Here is a 25,534-nt window from a genome sequence, read left to right as displayed (position 1 = left end):
TGCTCGGCGACTCTGTTTCTGCAAGTCATATATCCCCTGTTGATGATATTAAAGTGAATAGCACTGCCGGCAACTATTTGAAAGCTAACGGGGTAGATCCTAAAGCATACAATAGCTACGATTCGAGATTAGGAAATTTGGTTTGCTTAAGTCTCATCTTAAATGAAAAAAATGCAACGAACGAAGTCACTATTGCGACTTTCGCTCGTTGCTTTTTGTGATTTTTACTTGTACAAAACTTTCTCGACGTTGTACTTCGCTCTAAAATTATTGATGAGGTACGTTTCATAGATCTCACGATCTACGGCACTCTCATTCACATAAACCTCGATTTTCGTTACTTCGTCACGATGATTTTTCATTACAGAAACCGTATCTTCGAAATGCTTCTTGATACGTGGTCTTAGCTTTCTTGCTTTGCCGACAAACAAAAGCTCGTCCTTATCATTGTAAAACATAAAAAATCCGCCCTGTTCTCTCGTGATCAGGTGAAAGTCTGTAAAGCCATAAATATTGCTTAACTGCGGGTTTTCTTGCTTCGTTATCGTTACATCCGGTGCGGGTACTGTGATCAGAATCATGATCGTTCACTTCCTCTATTCGTATAGCTCTACATCCTATCATAATTTCCTCTTTTGTACCATTCCATTCTTACAATTACTATTACACTCTAGTAGTAACATTACGAGCAATGATTTCATCCATGAAACATTGCAGTGTACTCGTTAAATATGATTCTTTCTTTCTAATAAATATCGTCGATATTTCACGGTAAGGCTTAGGAATGTCGTATGCGTATAATGTTCCGTTAGCAATCCAATCCACAACGGCTGATTCAGGAATAATCGATAAACCTAACCCTGCAGATACACTGCCAATAATCGTGCCAAACGTGCCAAACTCCATAATTTGTTTAGGAATAATCCCCTCCGCTTTCATGAAGCTTTCCAGTCTTTCACGATATCCACAGCCTTTATTATAGAGAAGCAACGGTTTTGTTGAGAGATCCCGCACGTTAAAATCATTGGTCTTCGATACAAGCACAAGCTTCTCTTGTATAACTTCTATTCCTTCGATTAGCGGATGCATAATTGGCCCTGTCACAAATGCACCATCTAGTCTCATTTCAATAACTTCATTAAGCAAATACTCTGTCACACCTGACTTTAAGGACAATTCCACATTTGGATACTTGTTGTAATAAGCAGACAATATTTCTGGTAAAGAAATTACCGTTTCTACTATACCAATATCAAGAATTCCCGACGGATTAGATTTATCTTGAAAAGCCCGTTTCATTTCCTTAACCTTCGCTAAGATTTCTCCCGAATACTCCAAAAACCGCTTCCCCTCTGAATTCAAAATCATTCCACGCTTATGACGAAGAAATAGCTCTGTATCCAGCTCTTTCTCAAGCAACTTTATTCTTGCGGTCACATTCGATTGTACGTAATTCAGCTCGGCTGCCGCTTTGCTAATACTTCCATGTGCAGCGACTGCCCTAAATATATTTAAATCGTTTAGTTCCACTACGATTACTCCTCACATTGCACAATAAACTTAATTACTCTAGGTATCATTTTAAATGATGATAAACTCTATTTCCAATCATTTTACGGAGAGGATTCCACCTATTACTATGAATGGAGGTTATTTAATTCGCAGATTATTGGGTAAGGAGAGCCTCATGGTTAAAAAACAGCTCATTTTAGGTTCCTTGTTTTGTCTTATCGCAAGCATGTCATGGGGAGCAATGTTTCCAGTTGCACATATTGCCCTACAGAAGATTGATCCGTTTTACTTCTCATTTATTCGTTACTTTCTCGTAGGCATTATCCTCACGGTTATGCTTCTTATGAAGGAAGGGAAGTCAGCCTTCAAACTTGAAGGAAGAGGAAAGGCATTATTGTTGTTGGGCACGATGGCTTTTACAGTTTATAATATGTGCATTTTCCTAGGACAAGATCTTATGGGGGAGCCTGGAACTGTCGCCGCTTCTATTATGGAAGTTATGATGCCGATGATATCTATTATGATCCTATGGATTACGAAAAAAACGATGCCGAAAAAATATATGCTCACAAGTGTTGTGATCGCATTGATCGGTGCATTTCTTGTTATTACGAATGGGAAACTAACTTTTTTCACTACGGCAAGTCAGAATCTGTTTCCATTGTTCTTACTATTCGTAGGTGTTGTAGGCTGGGTTATTTATTCGATGGGCGGAGCTCAATTTAAGGAATGGTCGATTTTGCGCTATTCCACATTAACTTGCCTGCTCGGCAGCGTCGTATCACTTGTTATCGTAGCTGTGCTTTCCATAACTGGATTAGTGCCAGTTCCTACTATTGAAACGGTACTATCCATTAAATATGAAATGGCCTTTATGGTTTTGTTGCCTGGTCTTGCTGCTCTGTTGTGCTGGAATGCAGGCATCAAATTGTTATCGCCGCTAAACGGCATATTGTTCATTAACTTCGTACCTATTACGACGTTTATCGTGATGGCATTCCAAGGTTATCAAATCAGCATTTATGAAATAGCTGGTACGTTACTCGTCATCTTTGCACTATTAAGAAACAATGTGTACCAACGAGGTTCCATGACAAAAACCTCTGCTATAGGTAAGGCACAACTTAATCAAACATAACGAATCTATCGGGGCTGTCTCATTTGGTGTATTTAAACCAACGAGGCAGCCCCGTTGCGATTTAAACAAAATTACGGTCAATTGTCCTACCAGTAACATTACTTTAGCGTTATAATCATCAAAGTAAGTAAAGCACGACGTGCTCTTAATCATCAAGAACGTAGCATCGTGTAAAAGGAGAATAGCTGCATGAAGAAGGAAAGCATCTGGGGACCAAACTATCGGGCATTAACAATTGGCATTATTCTTGTTGTTACAGCTGCCGCTTTTGAAGGATTGGCTGTTACAACCATTGCACCAGCACTGGCGGAAGAATTAAATGGCGAGCATCTTTATGGATGGGTATTCAGCACGTATTTGCTTGCTCAACTTATCGGAACGGTTATTACAGGTCAGCTGGTAGATCGGGGCGGAGCCGCTAAGCCATTTATCATATCTTTAATCATCTTTGGCCTAGGCATTTTGCTTGCTGCAATTTCAAACAACATGATCGTATTCATTATTAGTCGATTCCTGCAAGGTTATGGTGCGGGAGCTATAGTGAACTGTGTGTATACGGCAATAACACTTCGATTTAATGATTCATTGCGTCCGCAAATTCTTGCTGTATTTTCAAGCGCATATATATTGCCGGGACTAATCGGCCCTTATGTCGCTGGTGTTATTGCGGAGCAATTAGATTGGCGTTATGTATTTTGGCTAATACTGCCGTTTGTGTTCATAGCGGCGTTCTTAACAACTCCCTCCTTCCGAGGAATGAATACAACGATAAAAGGGAAGCAAAAGCTCCGTATATTTCCTCCAATTCTACTGGCAGTTGGGACAGGCATTATGATTACTGGTCTTGGCATGATGCCGCATATTTATGGCATAGCACTTGCTGTTGTAGGTCTTATAACGTTAGCTATTCCACTTCGTCAGCTCATACCTGCAGGAACTTTCACAGCACGTTCAGGCATCCCTGCAATAGTTGCCTCCCGCGGACTGTTTGTAGCGGCGTATATTGGGACACAAACTTATCTTGTTCTTGCACTTACAAAGATTTTAGGTTTTACAGCAGATACGGCTGGACTTGCTGTTGCAACAGCTTCCATTAGCTGGTCTATAGCAGCGAACCTTCAAGCTCAGCGTGATCGAAGAGACAATGGCGCAGGACGCAAACGACGGGTACTTGTCGGCCTCTCATTCATGCTTATTGGAGTAAGTGGAGCAATCCCGCTCACCTTTATATCAGATACAACGACAGCACTCAGCATAGCTATCGTGAGTCAGGTCATTGTTGGCTTCGGAATTGGACTAGCTCACCCAACAAGCGCTGCTCTCGCCTTTTCCTACTCAAAGGCAGGCGAAGAAGGCAAAGTATCTGCTGATCTTGCAGTGGCAGATACGTTCACCCCAGCGATTAGTATCGGCGTTGCAGGTGCACTAATTACGATAACGGAAACGACGGGATCATCAACGGAGTTAGGCATTACCATCTCCTTAGCAATACAATTGCTGCTCGTTGTCACAAGTCTCGTCGCAGCTATGAAGTTGTCAAAGCAAAACTTGAAAGCTAACTAAAGAACAAGCTTATAAGTTCACTCGGAATATGCATGTAAAAGGAAAGAGGATCGCCTCAGCAGGCGATCCTCTTCTTTATGTATTCGTTATAGTCTCGTGAGCCTCTTAATGGTCTCATGGGCAATTCACGTACCTTCGTCGACTGCTATTACGTTTTAAAGTGAATGAACGTTATCTAGTATTCGAGACTTACATAAACGATAGATGCATGTTTTCTTTGCTTTTCTTGAAGACGCACCTAATGATTCCCCCAATGAGAATAATCGATAAAATCGAAATCGTTACTGGCGCAAATGTTAGAAACGTCAAAAACGGTGTTAAAGCAAAATTACCATTTATTTTACTAGCAACACTATTTCAATAAGTATTCAATTGCAGGATATGAGATCACGTTTCGGTCTCTGTATGTTGAAGCGATCATGTCACTATTGATACTTAAAAATCCATTTTGCAATAAGACAGGTTTGAAGCCTCTTTCGGTCGCCCCATTGTATGTAAATAAGACGCAATATTCCGCTGCAAACCCAGAAATAATGAGCAACTCTACACCATGACTTTTTAATAGTTGTTCCAGTTCCGTCTGCCAAAAAGCATTCGAAAATTTCTTTGACACTTTAAGGTCTGTATCTGCAATATGAACCTCAGGAATAATATTATACTTATCTTTAGTGGCGTCATTCATACCCTCAATATCTTGAATATGAACGACAACATGTTCCTTAGTCCTCAATAACTTAGAAACATAATTGATATACTGACATGCTTTGTTAATCTCTGTTTTGTCGACTCTATCTTGTACATGGATCGTTTGCAAATCGATAATGAGAAATCCTATTTTCATAAAAAATCTCCTCTACAATGATATTTATCGACTGGACTTATAGGTCGAGCTTAAGCCTTATCATATCCATACATTGAATACCGTTTTCGTATATTTCTTCATCATAATTAGCAATGAAGTAGTTCTCCCATATTTCAAATATGCGATATCCAGAGCGCTGGTAGAGAGCCAATTGAGGCAAGCTCGAATTACCTGTTCCTATTTCGATTCTCTTAACCTTCTGATCTATTCCGAACTGCTTCGCTCTAAGCAGCAACTTCTTCCCTATTCCCTTTCCCTGCCACTCTTCCCTAACCGCCACATTAATAACTTCAAGCGTGTCGGGATCCTTCCGAATAATAACAATAATCCCTACAACAACATCCTCAATTTCAGCAATAAAGGATTCACCTTCACGCAAATAATTGATGACTTTCTGTTCAGAAGGATCAGCCAAGAGCAACAAATCCATTGGTGCTTCATCTATTGATTGTAATGGTTTAATAGTAACTTCCATGCTGTACACATCCTCTTTGCTGATCATAATTTTTCAAATCATCTTCCAATTTTCTATATTATTCTGCGACAGTCTCTGTTATCTCTGGCTTAATGAGCCCTTTTCTAATGACGTTCGCCGAAATAGGCTGTAACCCCATTTCTCTCGACCATATCGAAAGCTGTCCAATATGATGGATCTCATGAGCGATAATATGGCGCATAATAACACCCCATGCTTCTACTTCAGCACTGCCATCCTCACGGGGATTGATTAAAGGACGCTTCTCCATGCTGTCATTCCATGCAAGAACAAATTCCTCTACCTCTATATGGAATTGTTTATCTAATTGCTTGATCTTTTCTAACGTATTATATTCGTCAAAGTTTTCCTGATAGTCTGTTTTTCCTTGCAATACACGGATCCAACTCCATTCCACATCAATGATGTGAAAAAGCGTCTGCAATATGCCCTGAGCTCCGCCTGTACGTTTGCGAACTAACTCTTCATATGGTACTTTCTCACACCATTGGTACCACTCTTCTCTTACCATCCAGTTGTATCGAAAAAACGTTTGCAAATTGCTTCCTCCTTGTGTCCGTATTCTATTCCAAAATTTCTTTTAATTGCTCGATCCCTTGTTTGTTTGGCCTTGTTTTTCAGATATTGCTTTATGAAGTTCCCTACATTCAAATAATCAATCATAATACTAAACGGCTACGCATTCATAATCATAGGGAATCTTTAATTCTAATTAATTTTTATTAACCGCATCGTTCTATTTATGTGGAATTTAAAGTTCCTTCCATCCGATCGCTATACTATTTAATTTCTCAGCGCCAATTTGAGTTATTTTATTCGCGATGATGACCCCACCCATTCTTTCATAGAAACTTTGAGCGGAATTGCCCTCCAATACCCAAGTCATTATAGATCGATAATTCGCTAACTTTAATCCTTTAATTAGTGTATTTAAAAGCAATCGTCCATATCCTATTCCCTGAAACTCTTCCAATAGATATAGAGCAAATAATTCTGCATCGTAATCCAAATCAACTTCACGATTTTAGAAAGTGAAATATATTTAGACCCAAAATCATGATTATAAAAAAAGAAAAAAATGACATAAAAATGACTCGTTGTATACCATGCTTTTCTAAATTTTTTTCTGCTCTTTCCCTAGTTATAAAATAATAGAGCACTACCATTAAAAACAGAGGGCGTAGTAATTCGCTAGAAAATCCAGTTTCGTAGAACAAGTTGCTTATTAATAACAACAATGCACTGATCCCTAGAGAAAATGCTACATAATCAAATTTTTTTACGAATAAAACGGAAGAAAATCTCATATGGCACCTGCTTTTTTTAGCTTAATAATGGGTTTCATAGCAATATACTTTCGTCGAAAGGAGCCCTATATCCTTCTAGTTGAAACAAAAAATACCACTACTCTGCAACCTCTACAAGATCATTTCTAATGACTTCGCAATAGACTATCCAAAAATATATTTTTTTCGCAAGCATAAAAGTTTAAGCGCTTACACTTTTGTGTTGACATCCAATTATGGGAAACTTACAATACTGCTATACACAAGCTAGCCTACTGAATTCGTTGAAGTTATACGAATAAACTTTGAAGAAGAAGGGCAGTGATTTACAATGAAGCTTCACACAGCTAACGGACCATTTTCAATTGTTAAACTAACGATTGTTATAACGGTCATCTTGGCACTAATGATGATTACTTTGCAGCCCGTACACGCTCAATCAGGCAAATCCGGTAATACGCAGAAACCTCTAAGACCATTCCCTCAGCACATGGCTCCAGTCAAAAACACGATTAAACCAAACCATGTTACTCAAAGTCAAATGGATAAAGAAGTTGGCCTTCTCTACAATGAATGGAAGAAAAAATATTTACGTGCGAATCCATACGACGCCAAGCAATATTATGTCTGGTACAATGATGGCGGCTGGAATGGGGATGCTGTTACGGTGTCCGAAGCTCATGGATACGGTATGATCATAACTGCGATTATGGCAGGTCATGATCCAAAGGCAAAAACGATTTACGATGGCATGTATAGTTTCTTCCGTGCTCATCCGAGCGCGCTTGATCCTGACTTGATGGCGTGGCAGCAAGCTGACCGAGGCGGCAAAATTATTAATGTGAACGGTACAGATTCAGCAACTGACGGTGACATGGACATTGCATATTCTTTGTTACTCGCTGATAAACAGTGGGGGAGCAATGGTGCGATCAATTACAAGGCAGAAGCAATTAAAGTAATCAACGCCATAATGGAAAATGAAGTACATCCCAAAGACTTTCATCTCCAGCTAGGAGATTGGGTCAAAGTATCGGATAACGTGCCAAGTTTCGCTCCAGCATCCCGTCCTTCGGATTTTATGCTTCAACATATGAAAGAATTCGGCAAAGCAACAGGAGATGAGCGCTGGACTAAAGTTGTCGACAACACTTACGGCATTATTACTAACATTCATAAGAAGTACAGTCCAAAAACAGGCCTAATGCCTGATTTCGTCTATAAAGACGCAAAAGATGGAACGTATAAGCCGGTTGATCAATTCAAATGGCCAACAGAAGACGGCTACTTCCTAGAATCGGAGTTTGATGGTGCGCACAATTATAACTCTTGCCGTACACCATGGCGAATTGCAACTGATTATTTGCTAACTGGCGATGCTCGGGCTCATGATCAACTAACTTCGCTTAACACATATCTAAAAGCTAAACATAAGACACCTGCTGAAATATGGTCAGGTTATACGCTAGACGGCAAGAAGAAGCTTAGTGAGTGGGACGGCGGAATCGACTTTACTGCACCATTCATGGTTAGTGCTACGATTGATTCCAGCAACCAGCAATGGCTGAATGATCTTTGGGACTATCATACCGATGCAGTAAATCCGACCGCTGTAGAATGGAAATATTACTATGGCAACACGATCAGACTTCTTAGCATGATCGTTGTTTCTGGCAATTGGTGGTCACCAACTGGAGTGGCATCCACAGATATAGCTGGACATTCAGCCGAAAAAGAAATTGTTGCTGCACTATCAGAAGGAGTTATTAACGGCTACCCGGATGGTACGATTAAGCCGGATGAAACTATTAACCGTGCTGAGTTCATCGTGATGATTGCTAAGAAATTAAAACTAGAAGGTGCTGGTTCTGAGCTTACGTTTATGGATGCACGGAAAATCCCTTCATGGGCAAAGCAATCGGTCGCTCAAGTCTCTCAATCAGGCCTGTTAAGCAAAGTAGCTATTGATCTTTTTCACCCTAAAGCAGACATAACGCAAGGAGAAGTTGCAACTATTTTGGAAGCTGCTGGACACAAGCTAGAGGAAGTAAGTTCTGATACATTCGATAGCGAAGCTAGCATAACTAGGGCGAAAGCCATTTCTGTCTTGGTTGGCTTAGAGGATAAACAATAGTATATAACTTCATACTTCTTGATGACCGTGGACTGCCAACTTGTTACCAAATGTGATATGTTTGTATGAGAAGCGGTTATTTTTCAAGGAGAGTAGCGAAGATGAAGGTTAGTATCTTTGATGTAGCACGTAAATCTGGACTGTCTGTTGTAACGGTATCTAGAGTTATCAATAACGCTGGAACGGTTCGAGAGAAAAATCGAGCTAAAGTGCTGCAAGCGATGCAGGCACTTAACTATCATCCCAATGCGGCAGCAAGAAGTCTTGCTAGAGGGAAAACGGGAGTCATCGGGATAACCATCGCTACATTGAATGACTCCTTCCTTGATGCCGTAGTAAAAGAAATTAACGATAGAATGAAAGCACATAACTACTTGCTTGCCTTGTTCATCTCAGATGATGAAGAGTCGGATCTCCATCATGCCATCTTCCAAGAGGATCGAGTCGATGGAATGATACTCCTGTCTCCTATTCACGAGGTGCGCTATGTAGAAGCACTGATGCGTAAACAAATTCCCTTTATTATGATAGATAATCAACAGGAAGATATCGTTGCTCCATCTGTCCGGGTTGATAATTTTCAAGGGGGATATTGGGCGACTAAACATTTAATCGATCTCGGGCATACGGATATTGCGCATATAAGCGGATCAACCCCGTTTCTTAGCAGTAAGGAGCGAGTTGCTGGATATATACAGGCAATGACTGAGGCTAATCTTCACACAAGAGTAGTACCTGGACAATTCACAATCGAATCAGGATATGAAATCGGAGAACAATGGGTACACTCGGCTACTGTGCCTACAGCTGTGTTCGCTGGCGATGATATGATGGCGTATGGCGTGATGGATGCGTTCAAAAACAATGGACTGCGCATCCCAACAGATGTATCTGTAGTCGGCTATGATGATCAGCTGTTCGCCACCCAACTTCGTCCGCAGCTTACGACAATTAGGCAGCCCGTTGAGCAAATTGGTGGCAATGCCATTGAGCTACTGCTGCGTTGCATAGAAGATCCTGAGAGTCATATGTCTTCAAAGCCTATAAAACTGCAACCAGAGCTATTAATAAGGCAGTCGACTTGCCCGCCAATCCATGCAAGACAAAAGTGAAATAATTTGAACCAGCTAATTATAATTAAGGCAGAATCAGCGGATGCTGGCTCTGCCTTCTTTTTGTTCATCTATTTATTTCGCAGAAGAATGTACGATTTCACGAACCAGCTTAGGAAACCATTCTTGTAGCTGCATAAATGAAAATCCTGCGGCGCTCGCTTTCGTTATATCCAACATAAATGGCTCTGGAATACCAAATGGGGAGCTGTTCTTCTCATTCACTTCATCTGTAATTCGTGGATGCTTCCCTGTTTCCTGCGTTAACATCTCCAATATCTCGCGGAGCGATAGTTCACCATGAGAGGATGCATTGAACGGACCTTTCAAATCAGTCTGACCAAGCCAAGCAAGCAAAGCAGCAGCTTCATCGGAACGAATGTAGGTCATCTTCGCATCCAAATTTGGTATACCAATAGGAAGCTCCTGCTGGACATGCTCAATATGGAAGTGAAGTCGCCTTGTATAATCGTCGTGACCGAGCACGATTGGGAATCTGACCGCGGCGACTGGGAAGGAAGCCTTTTGCATAAAGACGGCTTCAACTAAACGTTTAGCTTCCGCATAATCAATATCCTGTTCATACGCAGGTGGAAGAGCGTAATGATACGGATCAAAGTCACTCTCCACTAACCTTTGTTCTCCGAATGTGTACACACTGCCTGATGAGGTTAATATATATTGGCCAACCCGATCTGCAAACAGCTTAACTGCTTCCTCTGCATCTTGTGGCTTGTAGCAAATGTTATCGTAAACAACATCAAATGATGATGTGCCAAGCGCAAGCTTTAGAGCCGTTGAATCGGTACGATCTACCTTTATTCGCGTAACAGATTGACCGAAGGAGTCATCGTTATTACCCCGAGTAGCAATTGTGACATCATGTCCCTCATTCAAAAGTTGTTCAACTAACCTCTTACCGAAAAATCTTGTTCCACCGAGCACAAGTATCTTTTTCAACATTATGACCTCCTGTTTGAAGTAGTCGCTGATAATCACAAATCGTTTTAGAGCTGCAGCTATGCAACACATCAACTACCATTTCGACAGGCTCGACCTTTCACCCTGCTATTTCCATCAGAAAAAGAAGCCCTATTATCCTGTAGAGTAGGTTCTCCACATCTCTCAATTCACCATATCACTAACTATACTTTTGTAACAATATATTATATAGTAAATTAAACAAGCTTAAGGAGGCGAACGAAGTGTCTGAATCTAATGTAAAGATGGAAATAGGAATTAGCACCTTTCTAGAAACAACCCCAGACCCTGTAACAGGGAAACTTATTAGCCATGATGAGCGGCTTCGCCAAGCTATTGAAGAAATCGTATTGGCCGATCAAGTCGGCCTTGATGTATATGGAATCGGTGAACATCACAGGCCCGATTATGCAGGATCAGCGCCAGCCGTTGTGCTTGCGGCTGCTGCTGCGATGACGAAGCGAATTCGTCTTACTAGCGCTGTTACCGTCCTTTCATCGGATGATCCAGTTCGTGTCTATCAAGACTTCGCTACTCTCGACGGCATTTCTAATGGTCGTGCAGAAATAATGGCGGGTAGAGGTTCATTCACGGAGTCATTTCCGTTATTCGGGCACAGTCTTGATGATTATGATGAATTATTTGAAGAAAATTTGGAGCTGCTTCTCGCCATTAGAGATTCGGAGAAAGTAACGTGGCGCGGCGGACATCGTCCAGCGATTAACAACCTTGGCGTATATCCTCGATCTGTCCAAAGTCCGCTTCCAGTCTGGATTGCAAGTGGCGGAAGTCCGCAATCTGCTGTGCGAGCAGGCATGTTGGGACTTCCTATTGCCTTCGCTATTATTGGCGGCATGCCTGAGAAATTTGCTCCATTAGTTGCTCTCTATAAAAAAGCCGCAGCTCAAGCGGGGCATGATCCTGAGAAGTTATCTATTGCGACGCATTCACATGGGTTTGTGGCAGATACAACCGAAGCTGCTGCCGAAATGTTCTACCCTTCAACACAGGCACAGATGAATGTGATTGGTCGGGAGCGCGGCTGGGGCAATCATTATGACCGAGCTACCTATGACTTTTTGCGTAGTCTCCCTGGTGCACTCTATGTCGGTGACGCTGACTATGTAGCGGAGAAAATCATTTTGCTGCGCAAAAACTTGGGAGTAACTCGATTCTTCCTTCATCTAAATGTTGGAACGATGCCGCATCATGATGTATTGCGAGCTATTGAACTATTGGGCACAAAAGTAGCACCACTTGTGCGCAAGGAGCTTGCTCGGATTGAGAACAGTAAATAAAAAGACGTACAAATAGATTTCGTTTCTCAATAAATCAGAGTTCCCCTTCGAGCGGATTTTTTAACCGCCTTTAGGGGAACCTTTATTTTTTTCCATGACCAGTTTATGGTACTATTCAGTATAGTATTATGTACTTCGAAGAGGAATGGAGACTTGTGGGATGAGAATGTATACAGACCCTAGAGGCGAAGCTTACCAGCAAATAATAGATTTGGCTATAAGGAACTCAGAATCTTTTGTGCTTGCTGAGAGAAATTTGTATGATATGTATGATATGGAACCACGCCAACACACACATGTTTGGGAAGCGTTACAACCTTATCTAGTAAAGACAATTGTAATACATCCAGATGATATGGATACGGCTGAACAAATAAGAAGTACCTATCGTAGTCATGCCTTTTATAGTATAGGGACCTACTATTTTTATAGATGCTGTGAAGAAAGCGGGAACCTGCTTAAGCAATTTGCGAACCGCTTGTCGGATTGGATTTGTCCTAACTTGCCGGAAGACTTATGTTTCTTGAAAGAAGATGGCACAGACTACCTTTACTCCGTTGTACATGAACATATGTATGGTATAGACGTGTCTGAGGAAGAAGCAATTGATCTGATGGATCAAATTATAGGACTATTTTTGCGAGTGAAATCTCACCTGGACCTGGAGCGACTTCTAGATGATGCCATTAAACATAAAACCGACTTACTGTATATAAGTGGGCATCGGCTGGTAGAGCTACCTGAGAGAATCCGTGACCTTACAGAGCTGCGTGATCTAGAAATTTTCGAACAGGATCTTTATCGACTACCAGAAGAGCTCTTCGAGTTAAGTAAGCTGGAACGCTTAAAAATTATGACGGCTGATTTGGAGGGTATCCCTGCATCCATAGCCAAGTTAAAGAATTTGAAAGAGCTTAGTATCCATTGTGGAAGCTCGGATCGGACCACCCCCGGATTTCAAGTCAAGCCGAAACAAGAGATCAGCCTAAAACGCATCCCACCGGAGATTGGTGAACTGAAACAACTGGAGCGTCTTACGATCCAATACACCTCGATCCATGAGCTGCCACCCGAGCTGGAAAAGCTGAAGCGCCTGCAATCCTTGAACATAGATGTGTGCATGATTAATCAGATACCTGATTTCCTCTCCCATATGAAGCAACTCACACACATTAATGTGTCACCTAAGTCGTTTTGGGAAAAGATTCAACCTGAACAGTAATTTAAATAACAAACAAATGTATTAAGCGATCAAGGCACGATCCGTTCAACAACAAAGCAATAATCTTGAACGATGCCCCCCTTAATTGTCTATGTAAAAAGGAGCTGTCGCTCGGGTCACATTGACCCTTTGCAACAGCTCCTTCTTTAATGCAACTATTCCCTAATACATGTTACTTCGAAATGTCTACAAATCCTTCACCGAATACGTTTCGAACATCATGAATCGTAATAAACGCATTTTTGTCGATAGCTTTGACGATTTTCTTAAGTGCGCTTACCTCTTGCTTTGTGATGACAATATACAAAATATCCTTCGGAGTATTCGTATAATTGCCCTTTCCGTAGAAGACAGTAACGCCACGATCCATCAATGTATTAACCCTCTCCGCAATAAGCGCCTGCTCATTCGATACAATCATGACAGCTTTCTGCGAATTGAGTCCTTCAATGATGAAGTCCATTACTTTTGTTCCAATATAGAGCATAACTATTGTAAACATAAGCGCTTCCGCACCAATAATGAAGTATGAGGAGAACGCTACGATTAAATCGAAGAACAATAGTGCATAGCTAACGTTCCAGTCCAAATATTTATTCATAATCCGTGCCAAAATCGTTGTTCCAGCCGTCGTTCCGCCAACCCTTATAATCAGTCCGATACCCACACCGGTGAATACTCCTCCGAAAATCGCATTAATAATTAAATTATCGGATAAAGCGCTCCAACCTGCGGTAAAGTGCAGGAATACGGAATAAAATGTGACCGCAATAATGGTATATATCGTGGCTGTCCTATCCAAAAATCTGTAACCGACGATTAACAATAAGGAGTTAATAATAATACTGACGAGCCCCGGCGACCACTGAAAGACGTAATAGAGGATAATCGTAATACCCGTAACTCCGCCCTCGCCAAAATGATTCGGAATAACAAACACATTAATAGCAAAAGCAAATATAAATGATCCAATCAAAATCGTAATAATGTCAATTATTCTTTTTTTCATGTTAATTCCCTTCCCGACTTAAGCACCCAACAACCAAAAAAAACGCACACCGAAAGGTATCCGCCAGATTGTCGATCTGTCATACATTGCGTGTTCTTATGATGTCCTAGACGATTATAACAGATGCATAATTATGGGGTCAATTTAATTCCGATCTTTACATTATTTATATAATTGTAGATTTGAAAAAAACAATATTTTATAATAAATTGAATGCAATCATATATAGTTAGGGGTGTTTTTATCATCATTACACATCAAAAGAAAAATTTAGCTTATTTTATCGGCGTAAGCTTACTAATCATTCTGATTGACTTGCTTCTTGTTAATTCTATTTTATTTCAACAAAATGATAATCTTTTGATCATTGGTGTTTCTTTAGATTTTGTTGTTGTACTGCCCTTATTGCTCTATTTTTTTATTTTTCGGAAACGTAACAAAAATTTGTTATCAGTCCTCCCCTTCGCTCTTATAGGCTACATAGCTTTAGTTTTGATCATACCGGGCACAGGTCAACAACCGCTAGAAATTATCAAGTACATTTTAATACCTCTAGAAGTTATGCTCGTACTTTATCAGTTCCACAAAATATACCAAGCTATAAAAAAATCTAAGCGCAGTCATCTCATCCATGCTCACCCTATCGAGACACTTCAACAAAACCTCAGAACTTCAATGGGCTCATCTACATTAGCATCTTTGATTGCTCATGAATTGTCTGTCATGTACTACACTATATTTTCTTGGAGGAAAAATCCGTACACACGCTCAGGCACTACCTCATTTACATACCACACTAATTCAAACTGGCTAATAACTGTATTGATATTATCTAAATTGCTGATCATTGAAGGGGCAGTTGCTCATATTCTCCTTATGCAATGGTCACATATCGCAGCATGGGTGCTCACAATAAGCAATCTATATGTCATACTATTATTGACGGCTGACTGCCGTGCTACTCGGTTAAACCCAATTTTAGTTTCTGGGCAGGAGATACGGATACAGTATGGTTTGCAGCTGTTAGCTTACATCGATATCCATAATATTGAGTCCCTCTCCGTCGTTACGGAAGCTAAATTAACGAAGGATCAATACAAAACATCGTTTACACCACTTTCTGTGGAACCTAATGTTCATATTAAACTGAAAGACAGCATTCAAGTTATTCGTATGTTTGGCAGTCGACAGCATATAACAGACGTTTATCTATTTTTGGACGATCCACGTAAGTTTCAAACGGAATGTCTTGCAATAACGGGGTGATTCTTTTGTGAACTACGACAAACAAGAAGGAGTATTTCATTATGGTTACCACAAAAGATCCCTTTAATAGAAGCTTCGAAAACTTAGAAGCACTGGCCGATACAATAAGTGATGTCCTGAATAACCCAGTTACAATTGAAGATGACAATCATCGTCTGATCGCGTATAGTTCACATGATTCACAGACAGACGCCGCCCGAGTGGCAACCATTATTGGTCGCCGCGTTCCAGAAAAAGTGATTAGCACATTATGGCGTGATGGTATTATGCATCACCTTCATGAAAGTGAAGAACCTATTTCGATCTCTGCTATTCCCTCGATCGGTTTAGGCAGTCGACTTGCTGTTGCTATTCGTAAGCAGCAGACGATTCTCGGCTATATATGGGTGCTGGAGACAGATAAACCGTTCGATGAAGATGCAGGAAACAAGCTTAAGTTTGCAGCACACGCGGCTACTACGAAGCTATTACAGCTTCAAGTCAAGAAGCGTAAAGAAGAAAAGGGGCATGAATACTTTTTCTGGCAGCTGCTTACCGGACATCTAAAGACTAGTGCCCCTATTATGGAGAAAGCAGCTATGTTAGGCATTGATCTACCTCAGCGTTATCAAATTTTCGTATTAGAATTTGATTTCGACATCAATGAGAAACAACAACAGATTGAATATATGTTAACGACTACTCATCGCATTCATATTCTTTTTCATACCGTACATCGCAATCAACTTATTCTCCTATATGGCTTAAAACAGAAGCATGAAAAACTAAAAGATCACATTCTCTTCTTTGACTATATATCTGAGCAAATGGCGATTCGATTCGGATTCTCACCTTCTAGTGGTGGAGGAGGCTCCTTCTATGATGATTATGTCTTGGTCGAACGTAGCTATAGGGAAGCCCTCATGACACTCCATCTGAAAGAACGATTTCCGAATGAAATGCGAAACATATACTATTATCCCGATCTTGGATATTATCGCTTGCTTCCTTCTATGCTCTCTGAAAGCAATACGCATCATGTCGAGAATCCATGTTTAAAACGGTTGCGCCTTTATGATGAGGAACATAATAGCAACTTATTACATACGTTAGAGATTTTTCTATCCGTAGACAGCAATGTAAAAGAAGCAGCGCAATCGCTGCACGTTCACTTCAATACGATGAGTTACCGTTTAAAGCGTATTGCAGAGATTGGCGGCATCGATTTTGATAGTATGGATCAGAAAGTAACTATTTATCTTGATCTCAAGATGAGCAAATTAGGCGGAGCATCTACCCCGTTTGTTGATACACACAATCAATCCCGATAATTTTGTTAATTTCAAACAATGAAATAAAGCGTTTCCACCTTTATACTTGGCACTAGAGTTCATGCAAACAGGGGGAAATATCATGATTATCGGGGTTCCTAAAGAAATTAAAAACAATGAAAATCGCATTGCAATTACACCTGCTGGTGTCGTCTCATTCATTAACGCAGGTCATACTGTATATATCGAACGTCATGCTGGCATCGGAAGTGGATTTACGAATGATGACTACGAAGGTGCTGGAGCAATTTTGTTGGATGATGCTAGTGAAGTGTGGGCTAAGTCCGACATGATCAAGAAGGTAAAAGAACCGCTGTCCTCGGAATATCATTATTTTAGAGATGGTCTAATCTTATTCACCTACTTACACCTAGCAGCTGAGCCTGAACTTGCCAAAGCTCTTACTGAATCAGGCGTAACCGCAATTGCTTACGAAACGGTAGAAGTGAATCGCACGTTGCCCCTGCTAACACCGATGAGTGAAGTTGCAGGCAGAATGTCAGCTCAAATTGGTGCTCAATTCCTAGAGAAAAATCACGGCGGCAGCGGTATTCTATTAGGCGGCGTACCCGGCGTAAAGCGAGGTAAAGTAACCGTCATTGGGGGTGGAGTAGTTGGTACTAATGCCGCTAAGATCGCTATTGGACTTGGTGCTGAAGTAACAATAATCGATCTTAGTGCAGACCGTCTTCGCCAATTGGAAGATATATTCGGATCGCAAATCAGCACGCTCGTTTCAAATCCATTCAATATTGCAGAAGCAGTTGCTGAATCTGATCTTGTTATTGGTGCAGTGCTTATTCCTGGTGCTAAAGCGCCGAAGCTTGTAACAGAAAAGATGATACAGGCAATGAGGCCTGGTTCCGTCATCGTTGATGTAGCGATTGACCAAGGTGGTATTTTTGAAACAGTAGATCATATTACAACTCATGACAACCCTACTTATGTGAAGCATGGCGTCGTTCATTATGCTGTTGCCAATATGCCTGGCGCTGTACCAAGAACTTCTACAATCGCACTTACAAATGCGACATTGCCCTATGCAATTCAATTAGCAAATAAAGGTGTATTAAGGGCTGTTCACGACAATCCTTCTTTGAAGCTTGGAGTCAATACGGCGTCAGGTGCTGTCACCTATGAAGCTGTAGCTAATGATCTAGGTTATACTTTCGTTTCACCCGAAAAAGCACTTCGTCCATCTCTTTCGACGAATTGTTAACGAAAAAGGATAAATAATGGAGAGCCTTCACAACCAAAACGGGGTATTTTCGAACCCCTATTGGATATGAGGGCTCCTTTTCGTTGTAGTCACTTTATACCTTTGCCAAATCAACAACCTTCGATCATGACGATTTTGTAACAAACTTATATCCGATTCCCCACACGGTTTTAATATATTTCGGTTCTTTCGGGTTATCTTCGATTTTTTTTCTAAGGTTAGCTATATGTACATCTATTGCTCGCTCGGTCACAAAGGAATCATATCCTCGCAATTCATTGAGCAAATCTTCTCTGCTATATACTCTTTCTACATTCGTCATAAACAACCTCATAATCTCAAATTCAGAAAAAGTTGCCTCAACATAACCGTTGTTAACTCTGATTACCCGCTTCTCCAAATCCAGCAAAATCGCACCCTCTTGCCTAGCAGTACTTCGTTCAGACTTTACCCTCTCTATGCTCCTATCCTGATAGAGATGGGTACGTCTTATCATTGCACTAATCTTCGCGGTCACTTCTCTTAGGCTGAACGGCTTGCACACATAATCATCTGCACCTGCTGTCAGGGCCTCTACTCGCTCCGCTACCCCAGTTTTCATTGATACGACGAGAATGGGAACCACAGTGAACGTCCGTAGTTCTCTGCATAATTGAGTACCTGCCTTATCAGGTAGAACCATGTCCAGAATGATAACATGAGGAGAGAACTTCTTAGCCAACTCCAATCCCTCGTCACCCTCCACAGCCCGTTCTACCTGAAAGCCCTCTTCTTTTAAATACATCGCTAACATTTCTCCCATTATCCGATCATCTTCTATAATTAATACTTTATACATCTTATCCCTCACTTTTCAAAGCTTTAATGCTCTTCCATCTCCTGATGAGCGTTATAACTTCATCTAACTGCTGTTGTACACTTCTTACACATTCCTGATACTCTGTTGATTCTGCGGTTAAAAGCAACATAAACTCCAACTTCTTCGAGGTGGCAAAAAGCCGCTCTGCCGAGAGATTACCAGCAACTCCGCTTAGCGTATGTATCAATCTTGCAGCTCTAGAGTATTCGCCATCTTTTAATGCCTCATTCAGTCGATCACAAAAATCTGAGTATTCTCGTTCAAATGTAATAAGAATATGCTCATAAATATGCCATTTGCCCGCTACTCTATCCAAGGCACTATTAAGATCCAAATACGGCACTGGAATGTAGTGGTCCAGCATCTCCACTACTTCTTTCATATCAATCGGCTTAGTCATAACGTCATTCATTCCGGATCGGTAACAATTATCATGTTCTTCCGCAATAATGCTGGCTGTCATCGCAACAATCGGCATCCTATCGTAACGCTTATCCTGACGAATGAGACGTGTTGCCTCGCAGCCGTCCATCTCAGGCATATGAACATCCATTAAAATTAAGTCCCAACGGTCAGTACTTAATTTCTGAAGCACTTCCTTACCGTTTCTTGCGACGGTGACCGAATAATTAAGACCGATGAGCAGTTCCATCGCTACTTTCTGGTTAATCTCATGGTCCTCTGCAAGTAGTATTTTTCCTTTAGAACCGCTTATTACAATCTCCTCTTTAAGCTTCTTTTCTGGAGTTGCAACATGTCTCGTACCACCCTGCTCTAATGCCGCTTGAACAACTTTATACAAATTGATCCGATTGATCGGCTTCGTCAATACTGCATGCGGTTGATCGCGTTCTTCAATAGTCGCAAATTCATCCCTTCCATACTCAGTTGTTAATGCAATCGTTATACCACTGCTTCCCGCTAATGATTGCAGCCTGCTCAGCGCTTCTGCACCATACATATCGTCTGCTTCCATGTCTACTAATATGAGTTTGTATTTCTGCACTCCAGATTGTGCTTGCCTCTCCAAACGCCGAAATAATTGCTCCCACGTAGATACACTTACAGGAGCTAACGCAAAGGATCGCAGCAACCGGACTATATGATCTCTCATCCTCTCATGATCTTCTACAACTATTACGGGAAGACTCTCGTATCCCTTGGAGAGATGAAAGTTAAGACGATTTCTCATATCAATTACTTCAAAGCTCAGTGCAAACGAAAACGTGCTGCCTTTCCCTAATTCGCTGCTTAATTCCAGCCTTCCACCCATCATCTCAATCAGATTTTGAGATATGACTAGACCTAGGCCTGTCCCGCCAAATCTCCTGCTAGTCGAGCCATCACCTTGCGTAAAAGGCTCAAATAAATGGTCGATCTGTTCGGCAGACATACCTATTCCTGTATCTTCTACTTTAAACCTAATTCGCATCTCAGCAGGTCCCTGACTCTCAAGCTTGATGCTCAAAGCGACAAAGCCATGTTCCGTAAATTTAATCGCATTGCTGCATAAGTTTAATAAGATCTGCTCCAGACGATGAGGATCACCTAGTAGCTCAACATTCACATTAGGCGAAGTATCCATAATAACCTCGATTTGATTGCCCCCAAGGTAAACACCGAGCATATCGGATACCCTTCTCACAACCTCTTCTATATAAAAGCTGACCTTCTCAATTTCCAGCTTACCCGCTTCAATCTTCGAGAAATCGAGAATTTCATTAATTAAACGTAATAATACATTGGAAGACGACAATATCTTCTCCTGGAAATCTTGTTGTCTTCCGGACAACTTCGTCTTCTGCATCAGCTGCGAGAGTCCGATAATACCATTTAAAGGTGTTCGAATCTCATGGCTCATCCTAGCAAGAAACAGCGTTTTCGCTTTACTTGCTTCCTCCGCCTCATCTTTTGCTCGCCTTAGTACCCTTTGAATTCGTTTTTGCGTATTCAGTAAGTTTCTTAGCAATAAATACAGTAAACTGACGAGAATAACTGTTGCTGCAACATAGATACCAACAGAGAGACTGACTACTGAAGATAATTGTTTTAGTGCCTCCTTTGTTGGCAGAACAGCTGCGACCGACCAGCCAGAGTAAGGAATCGGAGCATAACCTATATACTCCTTTCGATCATTGATCGATACAACTTGCAGCCCGCTTTCACCTGCAACCATCCGTTCAGCTATGTGACCTAGCTTACCAGGTTGTTCCGTCAATTTTTGCTTTACAACCATCTCTTGATTAGCGTGATACATAATAGTTCCGTCTTTAGAAAGCAAGATCGGATAACCGGTCTGACCAATTTGGTAAGACTCCAAGATGCCAGGTATATTATCTAAGGATAAATCGATAGCGACAAAACCTAATACATGTCCATCTTCTTCAATTTTCAACGTGCCGCTTATAACCATCTTCCCTGTTATGTAATCGACATATGGTTCTGTGAATAACACATTTTCTTCTTCCAGAGCATCTTTATACCATGGTCGTTCCTGAAATTGAAAGTCGGAACTCGTGAAAGCCCCTCCATTTCCGATAACAAAGTTCCCTCTTTTACTGCCAATCCACACTAATCCTACATTTGCATCCAGCTCTTTAATCGCATCCAGTGCCATCGTTACATCATCGTAGTCGGGATTGGAGCTTGCTTCTTCTCTTGAGCTCGCCGTCTTCAAATAACGTAGAACAGCTTGATTAGTACTTATTTCTTGTATCAAAAGTCCTTTTTGATTAAAAAACACATTCATCTTGTCAGCCAGCATATTACTTTGCAACTTAATTCTACTTTCAATTTCATTTTTAATAATTTTGTTCGTTTGTGACAACACCGTATATCCCGTTAGAAAAAAAGCAACCACAATCGTAATCAGCATTAAGAACACGAGTTTTTTTGTGTAGCTTCTTTTGAACTTTCTCATTCAATCCTTCTCCTGTCTAGGCGTTACTTCATTGCTACTTTGCCTAATTCGGAAGCCCCTTAACTTAAGTTAATGAAAACCATCCTTGCCTTGCATACAGTATAGGTAAAACATATAGAGTAATTGGGTCATACAGTACTCATTACAGGTGGAGCTTCTGGCATCGGGCTTGCTCTTACAGAAGACTTCCTACAGCGAGGAAACCATGTCATAATCATCGGTCAAAACGAGGAAAAGCTTAAGCAATTAAAAACTAAACATCCTAGTCTATCCACATATTCCACCGAAATCGTCTAGAAGTGCCCTTTGTAAAGGTTAAGCTGCTTAAAATGATCAATCGCCTATTTCCTCGCTAGCAGAGTCAATTGTTCGTATCGCTTGAGCCAATTTTGTACTAACGAGAAAAAAGCCTGCCGAGTATTCCCTCGGCAGGCATAGCTTGTTATATGCAACCAGCGCTATTATATTGCTTTAATTTCAAGCAATTCGTATTGAATAATTCCCATTGGTGCGTTGACATTAATTTTATTTCCTACTTTTTTGCCCAGCAATTCTTTCCCGAGCGGGCTTTCATAAGAAATTTTAAAGTCTGCTGCGTCTGCCTCTGCAGGACCAACGATACGATATTCAATTTTTTCATTAAATTCGATATCATTAAGAATAACGACAGACCCAATTACAACATCTGTTAAGCTAATGCTTTTCACATCAACAACCCGAGCAATCTTGAGCATCCGCTCTAGCGATAAAATTCTTGTTTCCATAAATGCTTGATCATCCTTAGCGGAGTGATATTCGCTGTTTTCCTTCAAATCGCCGTAGCTAATCGCAACTTTAAGTCGTTGTGCCAGCTCCTTGCGCTTAACAGTCTTTAGTTCCTGCAATTCCTGTTCAATCTTATCCAAACCCTCTTGCGTCAATATCAATTCCTCTTTAGCCACTGCTAGTTCAGCTCCTATTTCTCTATCTTCGTTCTATTGTAACCCAAACGTTTATGATCGCCATCGATCAATCGAATATTTTTTATCAACGGTATGATTCCGATTGAGCACCCCGCCTGTACGCCATTTTAAAAGTAATCCAGCAAGGCGACATCTTCTCTGCTCCTATTCATACTCTAAGTATATAGGAAAGAGCTAGCAATATATATAGCGGTTCGATATGAGCGGTGGCGAATCCGTTGTAGATCAGATGCATAGCCATGGAAATAGTGGCTTCAGTCATGAATTCTGTGTAGCTTTTGAGCCTCTTGAGCACTGTTTGCGGTAAATAAAGCCAACCAGAAATAGGCTAACGAACCCAGTAACTCTTATTTCGTCAAAAAGTAACGATTTCGTATTAGAACGAACTATTGCTTCGCTATTCCATCAAAAGAAGCTCTGTTCGGACTATAAATGGAGCAATAGCGCCATTAGGATTCGTTAGAACAAAAAAGGGTGCTTTTTTCGCATAATAGGCGCTATACAGTTCGTTAGAGAGACAAGTTCCTAGCGGTTTTCTGTTTTCAGCTCATGAAATGGAGTATAATGGAACTTGTAAAATATAGCGAAGGCGGTGTACGTAATGAAATTTAACGATTATCCTTACGAACGACCAGATGTACTCACATTTGAGCAAAAGTTCAAGGAACTGCTTGCCGCATTTACGTCAGCAAGAAGCTATGAAGAGCAAGATCAAACGATGACTGGATTAAACAAGATGCGCAGCGAATTCGATTCGATGCAAACAATTGCAAGTATACGACACTCCATCGATACGAATGATGACTTCTACAAAGCCGAACAGGATTTCTATGACGAAAACGGTCCAATCGTTCAGGAGTACATAACTGACTATTATCGCGCACTCGTTGGCTCTACATTCCGAACAGAGTTAGAGAGTAAATGGGGTCGCCAGTTATTCCAGCTCGCTGAGCTATCACTCAAAACGTTCAGTCCTGAGATCATTGAAGACCTCCAGCAGGAAAACAAGCTTACAACGGAATACTCGAAGCTAATTGCTTCAGCTAAAATTATGTTCGAAGGTGAAGAGCGTACACTTTCACAGATGACTCCATTCCAGCAATCGACCGATCGAAACACGCGGAAGCTTGCTGCAGAAGCCTCCTCCGGGTTTATGTCGGAGAATGAAGCGCAATTCGACCGCATCTATGATGATCTCGTCAAGACAAGGACAAAAATTGCGAAGAAGCTTGGCTTTAACAATTTCGTAGAGCTTGGTTATGCCCGTATGAACCGTACTGATTATAACGCCGAGATGGTTGCGAATTTCCGCGATCAAGTACGGGATCATATCGTTCCAGTTGCAACGAAGCTCAAAGAGCGTCAACAAAGTCGCATCGGGGTAGATCAGCTGTTTTACTACGATGAGCAGCTTGCGTTCCTGTCTGGCAACGCAACACCGAAAGGTGATCCAGATTGGATTGTCAAAAATGGTGCCAAGTTATATGCAGAGCTTTCTCCCGAAACAGACGAGTTCTTTACATTCATGCAAGAAAACGGATTAATGGATTTGGTTAGTAAGAAAGGTAAACAAAGCGGAGGCTACTGTACGTATATTAGTGAGCATAAAGCTCCTTATATTTTCTCTAACTTCAATGGCACATCGGGCGACATTGACGTTTTGACGCATGAGGTAGGACACGCTTTCCAAGTATTTGAGAGCAGAAGCTACTCCGTGCCAGAGTATAGCTTCCCTACCTACGAGGCTTGCGAAATTCATTCGATGAGTATGGAGTTTTTTACTTGGCCTTGGATGGATCTATTGTTCGAAGAGGATGCTGACAAGTATCGCTTCAACCATCTAGCGGGTTCACTCAGCTTCCTCCCTTATGGCGTAGCTGTCGATGAATTCCAGCATTTCATCTATGAGAACCCGGATGCAACTCCGACCGAGCGGAAACAGGCTTGGAGTGCACTTGAGAAGAAATATTGGCCACACCGCAATTATGAGGATAATACTTACTTGATTCAAGGCGGATTCTGGCATAAGCAAGGCCATATTTTCAACTCGCCATTCTACTATATCGATTACACGCTAGCGCAAATTTGTGCATTTCAATTCTGGAAAAAGATGCACGAAGATCGGTCAGCAGCATGGGCTGATTACTTGAAACTGTGTCGCCTTGGCGGCAGCCTATCCTTCACGGAGTTAGTTAGTGCCGCAGGGTTAATTTCTCCGTTCGAAGACGGCTGCGTAACTTCCGTCATTGGATCAATTGAGAACTGGCTGAACAGCGTGGATGATACCGTACTTTAATTGACTAATTGTACAGCGATAAGGGGCTCCCAGTCAGGAGAGTCCCTTTATTTCGCTACTATTAACATTCGTTCAATCGCTTCACATCA

Annotated in this window: 22 protein-coding genes; 11 read left to right on the top strand and 11 right to left on the bottom strand. The window is 41.2% G+C overall.

The annotated features are described in order from the left end of the window. Positions 1-224: 224 nt before the first annotated feature. Entirely contained in the window at positions 225-581 is a 357-nt protein-coding gene (locus MFF31_RS09430) for a GIY-YIG nuclease family protein (protein WP_238187758.1), read from the bottom strand. Positions 582-663: 82 nt separating this feature from the next. Further along, positions 664-1,530 carry a LysR family transcriptional regulator gene (locus MFF31_RS09425; RefSeq protein WP_238187757.1) on the bottom strand — a complete coding sequence of 289 codons (867 nt, stop codon included), beginning with the start codon at positions 1,528-1,530 and terminating at the stop codon, positions 664-666. Between the two features lie 157 nt (positions 1,531-1,687). Here MFF31_RS09425 and MFF31_RS09420 point away from each other — a divergent pair, with 157 nt between their 5' ends. Both MFF31_RS09420 and MFF31_RS09415 read left to right on the top strand, forming a co-directional pair. Beyond that, the gene (locus MFF31_RS09420) at positions 1,688-2,650 is read left to right on the top strand and encodes a DMT family transporter (RefSeq protein ID WP_238187756.1); all 963 of its coding nucleotides are present in this window, start codon (positions 1,688-1,690) and stop codon (positions 2,648-2,650) included. A 189-nt stretch (positions 2,651-2,839) separates the two neighbouring features. Beyond that, positions 2,840-4,213: an MFS transporter gene (locus tag MFF31_RS09415; protein WP_238187755.1), complete on the top strand. Its 1,374-nt coding sequence runs from the start codon at positions 2,840-2,842 to the stop codon at positions 4,211-4,213. 352 nt (positions 4,214-4,565) lie between these two features. Here the strand turns inward: MFF31_RS09415 and MFF31_RS09410 are convergent, their stop codons facing one another. The 4 genes from MFF31_RS09410 to MFF31_RS09395 all read right to left on the bottom strand — a co-directional run bounded on the left by MFF31_RS09410 (position 4,566) and on the right by MFF31_RS09395 (position 6,580). Beyond that, positions 4,566-5,054: a cysteine hydrolase family protein gene (locus tag MFF31_RS09410; protein WP_238187754.1), complete on the bottom strand. Its 489-nt coding sequence runs from the start codon at positions 5,052-5,054 to the stop codon at positions 4,566-4,568. Between the two features lie 37 nt (positions 5,055-5,091). Then, a complete protein-coding gene (locus tag MFF31_RS09405; RefSeq protein WP_238187753.1) occupies positions 5,092-5,550 on the bottom strand; it encodes a GNAT family N-acetyltransferase in 459 nt (152 codons plus the stop codon). A 58-nt stretch (positions 5,551-5,608) separates the two neighbouring features. After that, the gene (locus MFF31_RS09400) at positions 5,609-6,109 is read right to left on the bottom strand and encodes a DinB family protein (protein ID WP_238187752.1); all 501 of its coding nucleotides are present in this window, start codon (positions 6,107-6,109) and stop codon (positions 5,609-5,611) included. 213 nt (positions 6,110-6,322) lie between these two features. After that, the gene (locus MFF31_RS09395; protein WP_282570438.1) at positions 6,323-6,580 is read right to left on the bottom strand and encodes a GNAT family N-acetyltransferase; all 258 of its coding nucleotides are present in this window, start codon (positions 6,578-6,580) and stop codon (positions 6,323-6,325) included. 608 nt (positions 6,581-7,188) lie between these two features. Here MFF31_RS09395 and MFF31_RS09390 point away from each other — a divergent pair. Both MFF31_RS09390 and MFF31_RS09385 read left to right on the top strand, forming a co-directional pair. Next, positions 7,189-8,991 carry a glycosyl hydrolase family 8 gene (locus MFF31_RS09390; RefSeq protein WP_238187751.1) on the top strand — a complete coding sequence of 601 codons (1,803 nt, stop codon included), beginning with the start codon at positions 7,189-7,191 and terminating at the stop codon, positions 8,989-8,991. A gap of 101 nt (positions 8,992-9,092) precedes the next feature. Then, positions 9,093-10,103, top strand: a complete 1,011-nt coding sequence (locus tag MFF31_RS09385; RefSeq protein WP_238187750.1) for a LacI family DNA-binding transcriptional regulator — start codon at positions 9,093-9,095, stop codon at positions 10,101-10,103. A gap of 75 nt (positions 10,104-10,178) precedes the next feature. On the opposite strand, the gene MFF31_RS09380 is transcribed toward MFF31_RS09385, so the two are convergent. Continuing rightward, complete coding sequence (locus tag MFF31_RS09380; protein WP_309296666.1) at positions 10,179-11,066, bottom strand: NAD-dependent epimerase/dehydratase family protein; 888 nt, start codon at positions 11,064-11,066, stop codon at positions 10,179-10,181. Between the two features lie 263 nt (positions 11,067-11,329). Between MFF31_RS09380 and MFF31_RS09375 the strand changes: the two genes are divergently transcribed. Both MFF31_RS09375 and MFF31_RS09370 read left to right on the top strand, forming a co-directional pair. Continuing rightward, positions 11,330-12,382, top strand: coding sequence for an LLM class flavin-dependent oxidoreductase (locus MFF31_RS09375; RefSeq protein WP_238188548.1), 1,053 nt, complete (start codon positions 11,330-11,332; stop codon positions 12,380-12,382). 160 nt (positions 12,383-12,542) lie between these two features. Further along, on the top strand, positions 12,543-13,604 hold the full coding sequence (locus MFF31_RS09370; RefSeq protein WP_238187749.1) for a leucine-rich repeat domain-containing protein: 1,062 nt from the start codon (positions 12,543-12,545) through the stop codon (positions 13,602-13,604). 172 nt (positions 13,605-13,776) lie between these two features. Here the strand turns inward: MFF31_RS09370 and MFF31_RS09365 are convergent, their stop codons facing one another. Then, positions 13,777-14,613, bottom strand: coding sequence for a YitT family protein (locus MFF31_RS09365; RefSeq protein WP_238187748.1), 837 nt, complete (start codon positions 14,611-14,613; stop codon positions 13,777-13,779). 213 nt (positions 14,614-14,826) lie between these two features. Here MFF31_RS09365 and MFF31_RS09360 point away from each other — a divergent pair, with 213 nt between their 5' ends. From MFF31_RS09360 to ald, 3 genes are all read left to right on the top strand, one after another. After that, positions 14,827-15,879, top strand: coding sequence for a hypothetical protein (locus MFF31_RS09360; RefSeq protein ID WP_238187747.1), 1,053 nt, complete (start codon positions 14,827-14,829; stop codon positions 15,877-15,879). 41 nt (positions 15,880-15,920) lie between these two features. Next, entirely contained in the window at positions 15,921-17,189 is a 1,269-nt protein-coding gene (locus MFF31_RS09355) for a PucR family transcriptional regulator (RefSeq protein ID WP_238187746.1), read from the top strand. A gap of 82 nt (positions 17,190-17,271) precedes the next feature. Further along, on the top strand, positions 17,272-18,408 hold the full coding sequence (gene ald / locus MFF31_RS09350; protein WP_238187745.1) for an alanine dehydrogenase: 1,137 nt from the start codon (positions 17,272-17,274) through the stop codon (positions 18,406-18,408). A gap of 124 nt (positions 18,409-18,532) precedes the next feature. On the opposite strand, the gene MFF31_RS09345 is transcribed toward ald, so the two are convergent. Beyond that, positions 18,533-19,246 carry a response regulator transcription factor gene (locus MFF31_RS09345; protein WP_238187744.1) on the bottom strand — a complete coding sequence of 238 codons (714 nt, stop codon included), beginning with the start codon at positions 19,244-19,246 and terminating at the stop codon, positions 18,533-18,535. A 1-nt stretch (position 19,247) separates the two neighbouring features. Next, positions 19,248-22,187 carry a response regulator gene (locus MFF31_RS09340; protein ID WP_238187743.1) on the bottom strand — a complete coding sequence of 980 codons (2,940 nt, stop codon included), beginning with the start codon at positions 22,185-22,187 and terminating at the stop codon, positions 19,248-19,250. 123 nt (positions 22,188-22,310) lie between these two features. Between MFF31_RS09340 and MFF31_RS09335 the strand changes: the two genes are divergently transcribed. Continuing rightward, complete coding sequence (locus MFF31_RS09335; RefSeq protein WP_238187742.1) at positions 22,311-22,484, top strand: SDR family NAD(P)-dependent oxidoreductase; 174 nt, start codon at positions 22,311-22,313, stop codon at positions 22,482-22,484. 164 nt (positions 22,485-22,648) lie between these two features. On the opposite strand, the gene greA is transcribed toward MFF31_RS09335, so the two are convergent. Beyond that, the gene (greA, locus tag MFF31_RS09330) at positions 22,649-23,128 is read right to left on the bottom strand and encodes a transcription elongation factor GreA (protein ID WP_238187741.1); all 480 of its coding nucleotides are present in this window, start codon (positions 23,126-23,128) and stop codon (positions 22,649-22,651) included. Between the two features lie 622 nt (positions 23,129-23,750). Between greA and MFF31_RS09325 the strand changes: the two genes are divergently transcribed. After that, positions 23,751-25,445: a M3 family oligoendopeptidase gene (locus tag MFF31_RS09325; protein ID WP_238187740.1), complete on the top strand. Its 1,695-nt coding sequence runs from the start codon at positions 23,751-23,753 to the stop codon at positions 25,443-25,445. Positions 25,446-25,534 lie beyond the last annotated feature (89 nt).

Origin of the sequence: Paenibacillus sp. L3-i20, from assembly GCF_022180385.2 — a bacterium.
GTDB lineage: Bacteria > Bacillota > Bacilli > Paenibacillales > Paenibacillaceae > Pristimantibacillus.
Note: the sequence above shows the minus strand (reverse complement) of the source record. Positions and strands in the feature narration are given on the sequence as shown.